This window comes from Actinopolymorpha rutila, from assembly GCF_013407855.1.
Classification (GTDB): Bacteria; Actinomycetota; Actinomycetes; order Propionibacteriales; family Actinopolymorphaceae; genus Actinopolymorpha; species Actinopolymorpha rutila.
Map to the genome: position 1 here is coordinate 980,377 of NZ_JACBZH010000001.1, position 15,585 is coordinate 995,961.

14 protein-coding genes are annotated in these 15,585 nt (G+C 60.6%); 4 read left to right on the plus strand and 10 right to left on the minus strand.

Annotated elements, in window-relative coordinates; translation table 11 throughout:
- Window positions 1–3: 3 nt before the first annotated feature.
- From F4554_RS04310 to F4554_RS04325, 4 genes are all read right to left on the minus strand, one after another.
- Complete coding sequence (locus tag F4554_RS04310) at window positions 4–438, minus strand: hypothetical protein (protein ID WP_179786170.1); 435 nt, start codon at window positions 436–438, stop codon at window positions 4–6.
- 338 nt (window positions 439–776) lie between these two features.
- Window positions 777–2,012: a DNA methyltransferase gene (locus F4554_RS33460; protein ID WP_337796288.1), complete on the minus strand. Its 1,236-nt coding sequence runs from the start codon at window positions 2,010–2,012 to the stop codon at window positions 777–779.
- Window positions 2,013–2,137: 125 nt separating this feature from the next.
- Window positions 2,138–3,019: a ParB/RepB/Spo0J family partition protein gene (locus F4554_RS04320; protein ID WP_179786172.1), complete on the minus strand. Its 882-nt coding sequence runs from the start codon at window positions 3,017–3,019 to the stop codon at window positions 2,138–2,140.
- Window positions 3,016–3,831, minus strand: a complete 816-nt coding sequence (locus F4554_RS04325) for a ParB/RepB/Spo0J family partition protein (RefSeq protein WP_238341610.1) — start codon at window positions 3,829–3,831, stop codon at window positions 3,016–3,018. The genes F4554_RS04320 and F4554_RS04325 overlap by 4 nt, the downstream gene beginning before the upstream one ends.
- A gap of 361 nt (window positions 3,832–4,192) precedes the next feature.
- Here F4554_RS04325 and F4554_RS04330 point away from each other — a divergent pair, with 361 nt between their 5' ends.
- The 4 genes from F4554_RS04330 to F4554_RS04345 are packed head-to-tail and all read left to right on the plus strand — an operon-like array spanning window position 4,193 to window position 8,851.
- Window positions 4,193–6,229, plus strand: coding sequence for a DEAD/DEAH box helicase family protein (locus F4554_RS04330; RefSeq protein WP_179786174.1), 2,037 nt, complete (start codon window positions 4,193–4,195; stop codon window positions 6,227–6,229).
- Window positions 6,230–6,231: 2 nt separating this feature from the next.
- Entirely contained in the window at window positions 6,232–6,495 is a 264-nt protein-coding gene (locus tag F4554_RS04335) for a hypothetical protein (RefSeq protein WP_179786175.1), read from the plus strand.
- Window positions 6,496–6,512: 17 nt separating this feature from the next.
- Window positions 6,513–8,462, plus strand: coding sequence for an AAA family ATPase (locus F4554_RS04340; RefSeq protein ID WP_179786176.1), 1,950 nt, complete (start codon window positions 6,513–6,515; stop codon window positions 8,460–8,462).
- Window positions 8,463–8,467: 5 nt separating this feature from the next.
- The gene (locus tag F4554_RS04345) at window positions 8,468–8,851 is read left to right on the plus strand and encodes a hypothetical protein (RefSeq protein WP_179786177.1); all 384 of its coding nucleotides are present in this window, start codon (window positions 8,468–8,470) and stop codon (window positions 8,849–8,851) included.
- Between the two features lie 453 nt (window positions 8,852–9,304).
- On the opposite strand, the gene F4554_RS04350 is transcribed toward F4554_RS04345, so the two are convergent.
- The 6 genes from F4554_RS04350 to F4554_RS04375 form a co-directional block, all read right to left on the minus strand.
- A complete protein-coding gene (locus F4554_RS04350; protein WP_179786178.1) occupies window positions 9,305–10,195 on the minus strand; it encodes a YDG/SRA domain-containing protein in 891 nt (296 codons plus the stop codon).
- 105 nt (window positions 10,196–10,300) lie between these two features.
- Complete coding sequence (locus F4554_RS04355) at window positions 10,301–10,666, minus strand: helix-turn-helix domain-containing protein (protein WP_179786179.1); 366 nt, start codon at window positions 10,664–10,666, stop codon at window positions 10,301–10,303.
- A gap of 252 nt (window positions 10,667–10,918) precedes the next feature.
- Complete coding sequence (locus F4554_RS04360; RefSeq protein ID WP_179786180.1) at window positions 10,919–11,413, minus strand: hypothetical protein; 495 nt, start codon at window positions 11,411–11,413, stop codon at window positions 10,919–10,921.
- Between the two features lie 1,895 nt (window positions 11,414–13,308).
- Window positions 13,309–14,094 (minus strand): DUF6338 family protein, encoded by a 786-nt coding sequence (locus F4554_RS33950; RefSeq protein WP_420360714.1) that lies wholly within the window; start codon window positions 14,092–14,094, stop codon window positions 13,309–13,311.
- 757 nt (window positions 14,095–14,851) lie between these two features.
- Complete coding sequence (locus F4554_RS04370; protein WP_202889145.1) at window positions 14,852–15,028, minus strand: hypothetical protein; 177 nt, start codon at window positions 15,026–15,028, stop codon at window positions 14,852–14,854.
- A 57-nt stretch (window positions 15,029–15,085) separates the two neighbouring features.
- The gene (locus tag F4554_RS04375) at window positions 15,086–15,562 is read right to left on the minus strand and encodes a hypothetical protein (protein WP_202889146.1); all 477 of its coding nucleotides are present in this window, start codon (window positions 15,560–15,562) and stop codon (window positions 15,086–15,088) included.
- Window positions 15,563–15,585: the final 23 nt, after the last annotated feature.

The window sequence follows — 15,585 nt, forward strand, 5'->3', positions numbered from 1 at the left end:
TACTCAGGTCGCGAGCAGGTGCTCGAACGGCTCAGAACCCGGCACGAACTGCTCCGGTAGCTCCCGAACGCCCAGCCACCAGGCCAGCCACGAGTACACGCCCCGCGCAAAACTCTCATCACCCGGCCGGCGGCCCTCCAGCACCTCCACCGCCAGGAGCAACTCGTCGGCGACAGCAGCCTGACTGGCGGCACATACCAGGGCGGGATCCGCCCGAACGGCCAGCCGCGCCACATCACCCATCGTCAGCCTTACACGGCGCATCGGGCGCACGTCCGTCAGCTCCAACACCCACTCCGCCGCCGCATACGCACCGACGATCGACGGGTACTCGAACTCCAGGCGCAGCCGCACCACACCGGCCCACGCACCCTGCACCTGCTGTCTTGTGGGCCGCGCCGTACCCGGGACCCGCACATACAAGTCCGTGACCGCCACCGTCGTACCCTCCTAAGGCCGGATCCGAGATAAATAGTCTCCGCCCGGCCGCCGACATGTTGGCGTTATCACTGCGCTGGCGGCGCCCTGGTGACCCACCTCGGGGCTCCGCTCAGAACCCCGGCCCTCTCCCTGAGATCCACGGACCGCAGCTACCGGTAGGTACTGGCCGGTCGTTGTCTCAGCTCACGGGTAGCGGAGCAAAACGGGGATCCTGGCCGGCCTCAAAACAAGGCGTCGATCCACCATGTGTGTTGAACTTTGGCCAACTGCATCGGCAGGTGTCCTGTCCGCCCTAATCGATCTACGACCAACTATCGATGGGCGCAAGAGGGCGCTCAGAGCGCAGCGCGCACCGCTTCAACCCGAGCGTGAGCGGCGTCTGGTCCACCGTCCTTGTAGGGTTCTTCCCAATCAATCACATTGGGCCCAGGAGATGGCCTTCCCTCCAGGCGTGCAAGTACGAGGGCGCAGTCTCTGTCAGTCGCCTGACCCTTTGTCTCACCCCAGATACGGCTGACCTTGTTCTGCGTCGGTAGATGATCCTCAACCAAATCGAGAAGTTGCAAACCTGTCTGGCTACCAATGTCTTGCCAGATTTGCGCCGCGAGTGGCAGTGCAACTCCGCCCGGGTCTGCAACGTCACCGACGACGAGGACCGCCACCCCGTCCTTCTTGAGTACGCGCCGCACGCCAGCAAGTGTGCGCAACAGGAAGTCGCGGTAAGACGTATATGTATGCCGATGGTCTAGTGCCGCGTCGAGCGAACGTCGTCCGGCGCCGCGTTCACGTCCGACCTCATCGAGCCCCAAAAGCCACAACCGAATCCAGTTTGCCGTTCCGTAGTTAACGACACGTAGGTATGGGGGCGAGGTTACAATGAGGTCAACGGACTCGGGCCTAACATGACGACCTTGCAATAGGGAAGCTGCATCCTGAGAGTATGAGCGTCCACCTGGGCCAGCCACGTCATCCAAGTATAAGCGCGCAATCTTGTCTCGAAGGCACTTGAAAACATCCTGGTTTAAAGTGACGAGCCCGTTCTCCCGGATGTACTTCTCTACGTATGCCGGTGACATGCTGAACGTATTTGGCATACTAATGCTCAGGTACTGCGACGTGCCGTCCCGGCGGTGCGAGCCATGCATGATACCGGCCAGTGCCCCGCCTAGCATAAGGTCCTCTTGTGACCACTTGGCGAGCGGTTGCCTTAGCAAGTAGTCACGTAAATAGCAAATCTGCCTGAGCGTGTTCGGGTGATACAACATACGAATGTCGTTCGACACATCTGGATCACTTGCACGAGTAGATGCGTATCCAGATTCCAGTCGGCTTACGGCGCCCTCGAGTGCTTGCCACTCTGCTGGGTCAGCCTTCGCCCTAGAGAGCACGTAAGCAAGTGGGTTCAGGTCATTACAGATTGGACGTCGACCCTCAACGCGTGCCTGCAGCGGCACGGTACCTCGCCCGCTAAACGGGTCTAGCACGACGTCCCCTGGCTCCGAATAACGCTGAATAAAGTAGTGCGCTACCTTCGCAGGAAACATGCCGTGGTAGGAGCACATGGTGTGCATAGAGTGACCCCACCGAGGAGTCACAGCATGCCAGAGCGTGCCAGACGATGTGGTACCACCGTCGAGGGAGTCGGGCTCAGGGTTCTCGAAGAACGCGTCTTCGGACCAGTCCACAGTAGTCGGTATCACTGTAGATACTCCTGGAGCGCACGGGCCGCGGTACGAAGCACAGGCTCAGGCGAGCGGCGTGAGACTCGTGCGACGTTTCGCAATGCATCACTAAAGTCAGGTGCCGTCTTAGGCTTGGAGTCGACCCGCTTCACCCCTCGCCGCAGCCCCAAGTCCCGCTTGACAGTGCGTACCTCTTCGCCTTCTCGGTAACACTCAGGAGGCAATGCGTCCGTTACCGATTCAACGAACTTGATCGGGAACCGCACTGTATCGCCGGTACGGGCAGCCGTCACACACCGATCGATCCAATCCTCTGCTCGTTCGCCATCGCTGAAGTTGTCTTGCAATACCTTCCTCAACCCAGCAGCCGTTAGCCGAAGCCAGGCGTAAGGATTAGAAGAAGGGACTACCTCCACATCCATCAGCTCTACGATCTTAGCGAACAGGCCGCCACGCTGTAGCAAGCGCCAAAGCCCGGTGTAGTTCCTAAGCGTTGCGGGAGAGACGCCAATGAAGCGTGCTATATCTATCTTTCTGACATGCTCTGTCCTGTGCAGGTGTTCGACCAACTCCGCAAGCTGGCTCGGCAGAAGATCCTGGTATATATCTGACTGATAGCGTAGTTCAAAGCGACGATCGTAGTCCAGGATGTACGCCGAAACGGTCGAAAACCGCCCAGGGTCTTTCTCTCGAATGGCCTGAATAGCGCGGAGTCGCATAGCGCCATCAATAACCAGATATCGATCTCCAGGGATGGGGGCAACCTTGAGGGGTTCGGCGAGACCGATTTCTTCAATAGATGACGTTAGCCGATCCTCGAACTGCTTGGCACTGCCGGAACGGCTTAACTCCGTACGGACTTCCAAGTCATCGATGCCAATCTCGACGATCCTCATCGGCCTGCCACCAGGGACAATGTAGATCCGTCGCCACCGCCGAATCGAAGTGGGAGTGCAAGAGCAACCTGACGTACCCGCTCCTTTGGGGGACCTGGCGGTAGACCATCAAGGATGCCACAGGCCCAAGTTAATAGAAGCAGCCTCTGTCTACGGTGGTCGGGGCCGAGATCTACGAGATGACGCCATCCGATCCCGATAAAGAGGGCCTCGATGTCCTTAGGGCGAACAGAGTACTGCGCGACGGCTGTTACGACGTCCGGGCGTTCCTCAGATGGCACGTGGCGGGCGATCACCGCATGGAGCGTTAAGTTGACTTTGCCCGTGCGTAGTGCGGCAACCTCGCTCGTGCTCGCCCCATCCAGTTGCGCTTCCAAGCGCCGAACGGTGGCGGCAGACACTCCAAAGCGCCGTGCGACGTCCGCTGTCTCCTCGCCAGATTGCCGCGCTCGAGCGATAAGCAGCGCTCGGTCTACCGGCCGCATCCGTAGCCTGGCAACATTCTCCACCAGAAACTGCTGGACCTTTTCGTTCTCGGCGTATTCCTCATCAACAACCAGCGCAGGGATCGTCTCGACACCGAGCATCCGGCAGGCGAGTGTCCGTCCCTGCCCCTTGATGAGTAGATAGTCTCCAGTGCCGTCCGAGGCGGGTCGCACGGTGATCGGCGTCAACACGCCGAACCGCTCGATGGAACGGCAGAGCTCCCGATGCCCTCCGCGGTCGCGCTGTCGAGCGAGGCCCGGTTCAGGGCGGATCCGCCCGACCTGCACGTCCACCACCTGGAACGACCTGTCGTTCCGGGATACCATGGTGTCCACTTTACCACCTTCGTCCGGGATTGTGGGGGGATCGCGCGGCCCGTTCGCCGACGGCCTAGCCGAAGTTACATCGCTGTGATTCTGTCAGACGGGCAACAGAATCCGGTACGTATGCCCCGGAAGGCTGAGAAACTACGGCTGGGTCGATCATGACCTCGTAACATACGGGCAATGTCCGACATGCCGAGTCGGCGTGGGGCGGTGGAGCGAGGCCGTCTAGCCGTCCGACGTGCTCGGAGGACAGGAGGCGCGCGGTGCGATGTCCCTACCGATGCGGCCAGGCACCGGGGTGGCTTGGCTATAGGGTCCACGCCTCGGCTCGGACTGTGGGCGAGAAGAGGGGACTTCGCTGGTGCTGAGAGATCTGGATCTCCAGCCCGACTACCGCTCGGGCCAGGACTCTTTGCTTGATGACTTCTATGTGCCATGCCTTCAAGAGTCGGTCCTCTATGATCGCGCAGTTGGCTTTTTCAGCAGCACACTTTTTCACGTTGTAGCCGTCGCCTACTCAGATTTCGTCCGGCGGGGAGGACGGCTGCGCCTGATTTGCTCGCCTGCGCTCAAACCGGAGGATTTCGAGGCGATGAAGCAAGCCGACGAGATCGGCCGCTATGCCCAGGAGACCGTTCGCGCAGAGCTCCGCGAGCTCCTCGAAAGACCGGAAGCCGTCCCCGCAACCCGCCTTCTGGCGACACTGATTTCAAACGATATCGCCGAAGTTCGAATAGCATTCGCCTCTGATCCGGGCGGCATCTTTCACGACAAGCTAGGCATTTTCGAAGATACTGATGGCCGCCGGGTCTCATTCGTTGGTAGCGCCAACGAGACTTGGCGTGCTTGGGGGCTTAACCACGAATCGTTTGAAGTCTTCTGCAGCTGGCGAAACGAATCCGAACTATATCGGACCCGCAACCATGTCGATAACTTTCGGCGCCTATGGCGCGGCAACGAGCCAGGTGTGCGTGTTGATCCATTGGAGTACGTCACTCGCGAGCATCTCATGGCTATCGCGGACGACGACATCGACCACGCGATCCAGGCGGCCAGAGTGTCTCCTCGCCACCGACCGCGAGGAGCTCGTCGGGAGCTGATGGAGCACCAGTCCCGAGTGCTGGACAACTGGGCAGATCGTGGTCACCGCGGGATCGTAAGTTTCGCGACCGGAGCAGGTAAGACGTTAACTGCGATCGAAGGAGTTAAGCGGTGGACAGATGCCGGCGGAGCTGCAGTAATAACGGTCCCCGGACGCGAACTCCATGCACAGTGGACGCGGGAGATCGAACTCGAGCTACCCGGATGTCACTTGTTGACAGCGGGCGCCGGCAGCGACAGAGCGGCGTGGCAGCGACTGCTCCCTATATTTACGGGCCCTGGCAACTCCGCTGATAGTCGTCGAGTCGTCTTGACGACAAACGCCACGTTCGCCTCGGTTGATTTTCAACGCCGTCTACGCACCGGAGATCACCTACTCCTTGTCGCCGACGAGATGCACAGAGCAGGAAGTGCACGCACTCTCGCTGTCCTCGAATCAGTTCAATGGCGTGCGACGCTCGGCCTCAGTGCCACGCATCGGCGGCAGTTCGACGATGTAGGCACCGGTAGACTTCAGAAAATATTTGGGCCGATACTCGAGCCGGTGATCGGACTGGCTGACGCAATAATTATGGGCCTCCTTGTTCCTTACGATTACCGGCTTCACGAACTTCGTCCCGATGATGACGAACTTGAGCAATACGATGCGCTCACTAATCAAATTCGGCGACTGGTCGGTCAGGGCGAAAGCCCTAACGACACGGATAGCTATCTTCAGATGTTGCTGATTCGACGCTCTCGGATCCTAAAACAAGCCCGAGGGAAGGTTTCTCTGGCGGGCCAAATCCTGCGGAATGAGTACCGAGAGGGCGATCGGTGGATCGTATACTGTGACGACATTGCTCAACTTGATGCGCTAGTACTCGAGTGTCTCGACTCCGGCCTACCGGCACTCGAATTCCACTCGGAGATGGCGAGCGACCGGGATGAGGTACTTCGCAGCCTCGGTGAACATGGGGGCATTGTTATCGCTATCCGATGCCTTGACGAGGGTATTGATATACCGGTGACCGACCATGCGTTGATCCTCGCGAGTTCAACGGCGGAGCGCGAGTACATTCAGCGGAGAGGTCGCGTTCTCCGAAAGTCTCCGGGCAAGTTGAGCGCAGAAGTGCATGATCTTTTTCTTGTGGACCATAAGGGTGGCTCGCTAACACGGAGCGAAGCGGTCCGCGCGCTTGAATTTGCACGTCTGGCGAGAAACTCCGCTGCGCGCGACCGATTGAAGGCGCTCGTCGCGCTTAGTTCCGATCCGGTCGAACTGCCAGACTTCATCGATGAAGAAGAGGGGGACTAATAATGCTTCAGTCAACCGATGATGACGGAGGGCATGGCCGCGCCGGCGCTCTGGAAGCGCTCTTAGATGTAGCGCGGGTGCCCGAAGTCATACGCGACTACCCGATCGCCAGCGATGTGTTTGAGCAAAACGACTACGAGCAGATCGTGGCGATAGCCTGGCGCCACCAGTTCAACGACGACCGAAGCAGGTTCAAGCGCGAGATCCGTGAACTACAGGAACACGTCAGCCAGCGTATTCTCGACAATCTGGAGACGATCGAATGAGCCTCCGATTTGAAAGCGTGAGCTTAAAGAACTTCGGTCCGTATCGTCACATCGACTCCCTAAGCCTCGACACACACCCGGATTCACCAGTTGTCGTAATTCACGGTGAGAACACGCTTGGTAAAACCCGGCTGTTTCGTGCTTTGCGGTGGTGTCTGTATGGAAGCCTTCTACCCCAGCAGTCGGCCGCCGCCGCAACACAACAACTCCCTGGATATCTGAATCGACTAGCGGCCCATGACGGCGAGAATGTCATGGAAGTCAGCATGAAGTTCAGAGCCAATGGTCAGCCGTATTCGCTCGTGCGACGCGCTACCATCGAGCGTGGAACTGCGAATGTAAGCACTGACCTACGCATTGGCCCTACGGTCGTGCAGCAGGCGTCGATTGAGTCCGAAATCGGTCGTCTACTACACCCGCAGATATCTGAATTCTTTCTGTTCGATGGCGAGCTGCTCAAGGATTTTTACGACCGCCTGAATACCGATCGAGAACGTGACTTCATCCGAGGAAGCATTGACACTGTTCTCGGCATACCTGCATTACAGCGTGGCGAGGCTGACATTGCCGATCTTGCTGAAGATGCCGTCCAACGTCAGGCTAAGGCGGTGCGAAATGTAAAGGAAAGCGCCCGTATCAGTCGCGAGATGCGGGAACTCAGCAGTCGCCAGGAGAGTATCGAAAAGGATCGGCAGGAAATCCAACGAGCCTTACGCCAAGCCAAACTGCGGCTTGCTGAAGTTAAGGAAAGCGTCGGTGCGGTGGGCGAGTTGCAGGCGGATGCGCGCGAACAGGAGACGCTGGAGGCTGCAATTGAAGGTGGCAAGCAGCAGGAGGATCGCCTTCGCGCTGAAATGCGTCAACTTCTAACTGTCGGCTGGCGGACACCTGCACTTGGCAAATTGGTCGAGGCGCTCGAACGGGTGCAGATGCAGAATAATGCTGCCAATAGCCGGCAGCAGGCGGTTCTGCACGCCCGCGCCCGCATTGAAGTGCTGCGCGAGCAATTGGCCGGTGGGAACTGCGTTACCTGCAACCAACCTCTGCCGCCGCCCGACCCAACGACGCATCAGCAACTGGAGGACGCGGAGCGCAACCTCGAGGATCTGGGTGCCGAGGCTGCAGATGGCCCAGACCTCGTGCTCGAGCGTCGCATCATGGCCTTGATCGATCGAACTACCGCTGAGCGCTACCGGGAGAAGCAATCTGAGCTAAACGCCGTCGTGAGCGCCCAGTTCGATCGCACGCGTCGCGTGAATGCGCTGAAGGATAGGTTGAAAGACAATAGTGCAGCGAAGATCCGTGCACTGGGTGACGAACAAGAACGGCTCGACAGCGTAATCGACGGTTTCGAGCAAAGATTGAAGACGTTCGTCCCAAGACTAAGTGACATAGCGACGAAACAGCAACGCCTTGCTCGCTCGCTCTCACGAATTCCCGGTGCCCAGCCGGCCGTGGCAGCTGAGTCGGTGTTCTTTGAATACGTACGAACCCTCCTAGGGCGAACTATCGAGCGGTACCAAGAGCGAACACGCGCCGAGGTCGAGAAGACTGCCAGTGAAATGTTCCTCAAATTGGTGCGGGACCCCCAAGGTTATCAAGGCCTGCGTATCGGGCGTGACTATCGGGTTGACCTCCTTGGAAGCCGCGGCCAGCACGTTGACACAAGCGAGGGTGGAAAACAACTGGTAGCGCTATCGCTGATTGGTGCGCTTAAGCTAGCGGCAGTCCGCGGTGGCCCGGTAGTACTAGACAGTCCACTCGCGCGCCTTGACCTCGAGCACCGTGAGAACGTGCTAAATACGTGGGTGACGTCGCTTGGAAATCAAGCGGTCTTGCTCGTCCAATCCGGCGAACTCACTGAAGAGAACGCTCGACAAATTCTCGGAAGTAGGATCGGTCACGAATATCGAATCGTTCGACCGAGAAACGACCCAGATGAAGCCCAGATCGAGAGGACACAATAGGGGCCATGGCGCAATCCGGGGAAGACAAGCTCCAAATTGGCCTAACGTCGGCCGGGCAGCGTGCTCTGGACGTCCTAATGGCTGACGGTCGATTCGCCACAGAGAGCGACGCGTACAAGTTCGGAATTGCCTATGCTATCGCAGTAGGGCTTGACCTAGATGACGCGCCACAAGGTGGCTACAAGACCAAGTACAACGCCAGTGGTGGGATTGACCTTGATGGTGTCATACGTGACTTGCTCGACGTTCTGCATGTGGGCGACCGTCGAAGGCCGTACGCGACGGCCGAGAAGCTAGCGGAGCTCGGCGTAACCGCCGTCGCTGCACGCCTTGAGGGGAGTGAGACTCTGGCCGACATTATCTCGGAATCGCAGGGCTCGCTCTCTTGAAGGTGGCAGGCACCTACGGTGAGTGGTTTCTTGCGGATTTGCAATCCGTACGAGCTATTCACTAGTCGATCCATCACGTTTGCGATGGACGAACATCTAGTGCGAATTCGCTTCGCATCCCCACCGCCGGTCTCCGCTGCGCGGCCGCCTGACGGCGCCGGCGCTGCCTCCGCGCCTTCGGCGGTCGCCCGGTCGGCCGCAGGCTGAGCACGACAAGAGGGCCGCCAGAACACTGGCGACCCTCATCGATGTCCCGCTGCGCGGGACCAGAAACTACGTGTGGCTGGTGCCGGGCCGGAGGCTTTAGCCACCTCGCTTGGTCCGGGACCCTAAGAGCGCCGGCCCACGGTGGGCGGTCAAGGGCGGGCAGCCAAGCTGCCCACCGCGCCAGGCGAGGCTACGGGCCGCCACTCTCCCGGACCAAGCCAGGACACCGGCCAAACCCTCCGGCCCTTAGGATCCGAAGCCGAAGTGTTCACGGTGGTAGCGGATGTGCTCGAGGCTTACGACGTGGCCCACGTTAGTCCGGAGTTGGCCGAGGACGCCGCCAGCGTGGTCGCGTACGCGAAGATGCTCGTCGATGTAGATGCCCCCGAGGTCGAAGAGCGCGTGGTCATTGGCGCAAAGGCACAGCATGTTGTCCGGCGTGTCCGGGCCGTTATGAGGCCGTCCAAGTGCCCGAATGTGCGCCCCCTCGGCATACAGACCGACTGGAAGCCGTAGCTGTACCCCGCAGACCTGACACGTGTACTTGTGAAGCTTCTTCACCGCGGTCGCGACTGCGGTCGTGCGGATGATGCGCTGTGTCGTTCCGATCGCCTGCCGAGGCGTCACCGTCCCTGCCGGCAAGTTCGCGGGCGGGATGAGGGGCTGCACCTCCTGCTGGACCAGTCGCACGAGTTTGAAGCGCCAGATCCGGTACCCGCTCTTGCCGACCTCTGACCAATGCTGCGCGACGCGGAAGAGCCCGTCATAGCGGTACCCGACGACAGGAGAGAAGGCCGGGTCCCCCTTCCAGCCACGGATGACGCGGACCGGATAGCCGTTCTCTTCGCTCACCACGAGCCCTGCGTTGCCTGACTGAGTGAGCTCCTGATCGGCAACCTGCTTCTTGCTCGACGGATCGTTCCCGCCGGCACCGGTATAGACGATCTCGTCGCCGTAATCCTCGTCGTCCTCATAACCACCACTGACGACGATCGATTCAGAGCCGTCCTTGCCGTTGCCGCAGATGCCCTGGATGGTGACCCGGTGGACGCCCGCGGCTGCCAGCTCCTTCCTCGACGCGTATGTGGTCCCAACAGGATGCTCCGCTAGTTCTCCAAAGAGCCGCTGCCCAGCCATTCCGTCCCCTCGTCCCTACCCACGTTTGATCATCGAGGGTACTGACGAATGCGCACGTGAGGGGCGCATAGCGCACTGGGTCATCCGTATTGACGTCCCGACCCGTCACTGGACTACGTGCGAGCTCTTCCGGTAGAGCGCAGTGGGCCGCCACAGCTGCGGCCAGGACGAACCAGGCACGAGCTCCGCGACACCCAGTTCCCGCAGCCGGTTGAGCGTGTTGCGGACGTTGCCGTCGTCGGTCCGGCCCAGCATCTCGGTGATCGTGCGCGGCGAGACACCCTCCTCGCCGTTGACGTCAAGCAGAGCCGCCACCTGCCGCTGCATGGAACCGACAAGGCGGTCTCTGAAGTCCGGCTGTTCGGTCGGGCTGGAGGTGAAGGCGGCCGCCAGCTCGGCCGCCGCGGTGGACAGCGTCATAAGGAACTGAGCGATGGCACGGTCCCGGGGATCCGGCGAGGTCTCGGTCATGGGGAGGAATGATACTTCTGTACCGATTCCATAACCCGATGGTGGGCGAGGAGGGCCTTGGATCCGATCCCCTGCACAGTGTCGGCGTCGGCCCTCCCGCCGAGCAGCAGCAGACGGTCCGACTCACACGCATGTTCGACAACCAGGCGATGTTAAAGCGAGGGGCCCGTGTGAGGTCGACGGTGCGGTGACGTCGATGGGTGGGCGGGCTCGGTGTGGATTGAGGAGTCACGACTTACTAGAGACGGGCGATCACTCACGGCTTACGTCAAGGTCGACCCGGGCCGCATTGATGAAGTCGTCATGAAGTCCCCGGCGAATCCCATCGCCTCCGGGCCAACCCATCGCCGTGAAGAACCTGTCGCTACGTAAGTCCCTGCTCCAAGCTTCGGCGCTGCACACCACAGTTCGCGGCGCGAGTAGCCGTAAGGCAGTGAGGGTCACCCCGAGTTGGAACCTAAGGCCGTCGGCCGGCACGAACTTTGTCTCCGGCATCTCCTGTCCGAGGTCCGCTCTGCTGAGTAACCCCTCGTGGAACGTGATGGCCGCCCTCTGGTACTCCAACGCCGCGTGCAGGAAAGCCGTGTAAGCCTCCCGCCGTTCCTGGATCAACGCAAGGTCTCGCTGCCCCATATGGGAGCGGTGCCACGCCACCCGCTGGGCGATCAGCGTTCCACCGATACCGAGCAGGGCTACTGCTCCCGTCCCTGCCGATGTCACGACTGCTGCCATCACTTGCGCGTCCACGTGTCGTCCGCCTCCCTTTAATGTTGAGCACGCTAACGGGACGTGATCACTTTGTCAGGTAAACAGCAGTACGCACCCGAGGTCATGAACAGCGCCCCGGGATGGCGCCGCCCATCTGAATCGTGCGCCTCAGCGTCTGAATGGCCAGGCCATCGCCGCTTCCGGCGCCACCTAGTGCTCGGTCTTCGCCCGCCGGACGGGCAGGTGGGTGTTGCCGCGACGCCGTGCGCCGCCTTACGCCGCTGTGGACAGCGAAAGCGAGTAGATACCGATGTACGCATCCTTACAAAGCCCGGGGGCGCCACCCTCGTGCCCGTCGGCCGCGCCACTTAGGAGGTGGGGCGGGCAAGTGGGAAGGCACCTCGGGCGCTAGTCAGGATGAGCGCACGGTCCCCTGCGGGGGCCATGCGATACGGGGGTAACTTCACTTGTCAATGGTCCTGTCTATGAAACACTGCCGCCGGGGGACGGGGATGGCAGTACAGGCAGGTGAGAATCGGCCAAGTCGTGCAAGACCGCGAGCCCGCCGACGCCATCACCGGGGCGAGGCCCGGCGACGACACAGATCCGTCTCACCGAACACGTCGCGGCGAGCGTGTGAGAGTCTGCACCTCAGAGATGCCGGTAGCCGTTCCTTCACAAGATCGACCCAGAACACGAAAGGTATTCGCGTCGAGACCTGCTCATCACACCCCCGCCTACCACTGAATCCAGACTTGAAGTTGAGGAAGTGTGATATCTATTTCTTGTAATGCTAGCGTTAGATCGAGTAGCGAAGCAAAGGTGGAACGGGTTCAAGTAGGCGAATGGTGGTAACGCTAGGTGCGATATTATTGAATCCACCGCTTACCCGTGGGACGCGGACTGTCAACAGTCTATGCATAGCGGCAGATATCCTCGAGTGTGATACCGTCGAAGTTGCAAATCTATTCTCTGTCCCTACGCGCGACGTGACAGTTATAAACAGCATCGGACGTTCAACTGCCGGTTGGGAAGCGGCTCGAACGCAGTTGCTTCAGGTCGTCAGCGAGTCAGATCACCTCTTAGCTGGATGGGGGGTAAGCGGCCTGTCCGGCCTTGCCTCCACTCGTCGATTAATGCAGATCGAGTACGTTTACAGTTGCGCTAGAAAGACAGGAAAGAACGCTATCTGGACCCTCAACGGTGAAGCGCGGCATCCCTCGAGGTGGCACCAGTACGTGAGCGATCGACACGGACGAGCAAGGGGGAATTCGCTGCGCGACCGGATCGGTAGCGTGCTCACGCAGATCCCAGTTCCGCCCGAATCTGTCCAGGACATCCATCCTTAGATGCTCTCTTGCTACTAACGCGAAGCCGCCAGTTACACCATGTCCAGCGGCCAGGATGATCCGATCCAGGGTTGGGTGTACGGCTACTACCTGGGCGCCTGACGGCTCGAACGGAAACCTGCGCGCTTGCAGCCGCCCTGAGATTCCGTAGAAGACGACGAAGCCGGCGTCGCCGGCTTCGCCATACGGGAGGGCTCCGCCGCTGCTCGTGCCAACGGAGGACGCCGCCCTCGGTAGCGCCCGGGAGAGGCCAGATGGTGCAGTCGAACGTCAGGGACACCTTGGCGGGCTGGTCGAAAGGGGTCGACTACCGTGGCACCCCGTCAGCGCTCTCGCCGGCAACCTCCATCCCTCGCGGCGACGAATCCCCCGTGTTGGCCCAGACGGCGTTCCGACCGATGGTCCCACCGGCGGCTGCCCATGGTCCTGCGCATGAAACGAAGCTCTGAGGTACCAACTCGCCCGCGGCGGCCGGCAGGAGGTGGCTGCCGAAGTACCCCGCCGCGGTAGTTGACGTGAAGAGAATCACCAACTTGCCTGAGTGCAAGCGAAAACTGAGACGGTCATCAGACCTATGAGCGTGAATTACTTCCTCGCAGCTTCTCCAACCGCTGGCGGTGCTTCCACTTGCCTACCTGTCTTCGCCTTGGACCGGTGCGGTTTATCCGCACTCTGCGTATTTTTCTTTCGATACGTTATGTAGATCACGTCGATGGCGTCCGCTCGTATTACTATTCGCTGATAGTCCGATGAGAGCGGGCAATACTTCTTGTCCTTGGCTGACTTGACTTGAATTGGTTGCCGCAATACCAATTCTCGTCCCTCGGCTTTCATGTCTGCGGTATAGTAGGCGACTTTGCCGAAGTAGGTCGGACCGTCGGGTCGTAGACGTATGGTTACGTAAGGATCGTGTCCACTAGGGCATTCCTGACGAAATGCCCTGTACCAATTGCTTGTCGCACGTATAGATCCACCGCCCGTCAAAGCGCGGCTCAATGGCTCACGAATCTTCGCTTTGCGACTCATCTGAGCTAGGCCCATGTTCGCGAACCAAGCAAGAAGGAATGCGAGCGCTACCTCAAGTGTGAGCAATATTAATAGCTCCCGAGCATGATCTAGGTAGTAGCGCTTGTTGCCTTCCAGAAGTTTCCGTGTATCTGGAAGCCACCCCTTCTTTAGGCTTCCAATCCAAAGAACTGCTACCACGGATACTCCGCTAAGGATCACGCTCGAAAGAACGACGCGACTCGCCTCACGGAAAGCCGACTCCGAGTACGCTGCCCGTCGACGTTCACTCAGTAGATCGAAAAGTAGGCCGGGTGCGACGAGTACTGCGAATAGCAGTATACTCAGCCGAGTGTCAGGAACCATGGGCACTACTCCGGCACTGGCGGTGGCTCATCGTTTTCCAACTTGTCGCTCCCTTCCGGGGGAGCAAGATCTATTACGTCAATGCCTGCCGTACCCGGAGGTGGCAGCGCGTCTGCACGATCGGGCTCCCTGAGCGCCCACTCACGATCGGGCCCCCTGGGCGGCTCCACTTCTGGCACCTGCTGTTCGTCCTGGGGCTCAGGATCCGGACTCATCGCCAACCTCCTTAGTCGCGCTGACGGCGTGCTGTCCCCGAGTCTCCATAGTTTGACCAAGAGTGACCGGATGCAAGAGGCTCGTGGTGACTTTCTAGGGGTCTTCAAGAGCGGCCACCGGCCGCCGCGCGTGCCTAAACGGCGCCGGCTGGGAGCGACAAGAGGGCCTCCAGTAAGACTGGCGACCGCCCTCATCAACTCCCGCTCCGCGGGAGACCTTGCGTGGCTGGTGGCGGGCCGGAGGCTTTAGCTCCCACCATGTGCCGGTAGGCACCCTCTGAGGTTGCTTGAGGCCTCGAGGTCGCAGTCGGGTCTACGCTCAAGTCGTCCCTATCCGACGACGACATACGCGACAGGGGTACCTCGTTCTGTCAATGGTTCTGTCAATGAAACGGAGCCGCAGAAGGCCGGTGATGACAGCCCAGGCAAGCGAACGTGCAGGTCAGCAGGCATGAAACTGATCATGGTTGACGTGGCGTCGCTCTTGTAATCGGGCGGTTAGGGGTTCAAGTCCCCTCGCTGGCTCTCAACGTAAGCCCAGGTCAGAAGCCCCTTTCTGTGACCTGGTTCGCGGTCAGATACGGCAACGGCAGGTCCAGCAGCTTGTGTTGGGCGTACGGGTAAGGGGCCTTGTCGCCGAACCACAGGGCGCCGGCGACGACGGCACCGGCGGCGAGCGCCCAGCGGACGGCGGGCTTGGTCGGGACAGCGTGAGACATGGATCTCCTCCGGTGGGACGGTGGCCTACGGGAAGTGAGCGGGGCCGGGAGCGAGGATCAGGCCGTCGGGCGGGCAGCCCCTCGTACCGCCAGCACGACGCACACCACCGCCAGTGGCAGTTCCGCGCCGAGCGCCATCGCTATCGCCGAGACCTGATCCGCGCCCGGTGCCGCGGTCATCGTGTCGAACCAGGCATCGACCACCAGCAGCGTCGCGGTGGCGGTGGCTGTCAGGGCGTGCAGCTGGTGGCCGTGTACGGCCAGCAGCCCCGTGGCGATCAGCCCCAGCGCCTCCAAGGCGTCCAGGCCGATCCAGGCGGTGCACCAGTTCGAGGCGATGGCGGTCCCCGGCAGACCGTTGGCCAGCACGACCAGCCACGGCAGCAGGGCCAGCCCGCAGCCGACCAGGACGTGTTCCAGGCGGTACCGGCGGCCGATGCGCAGGCCGGCGGAGCCGCGGGCCTCGTCCTGAAGTCGGCGGACGCTCAGCGTGCTCATCGGATCGGTCTCCTCGCGTTCCCGGTGCTCCTTCACGGCCTCCAGCCTCGCCCGCCAGG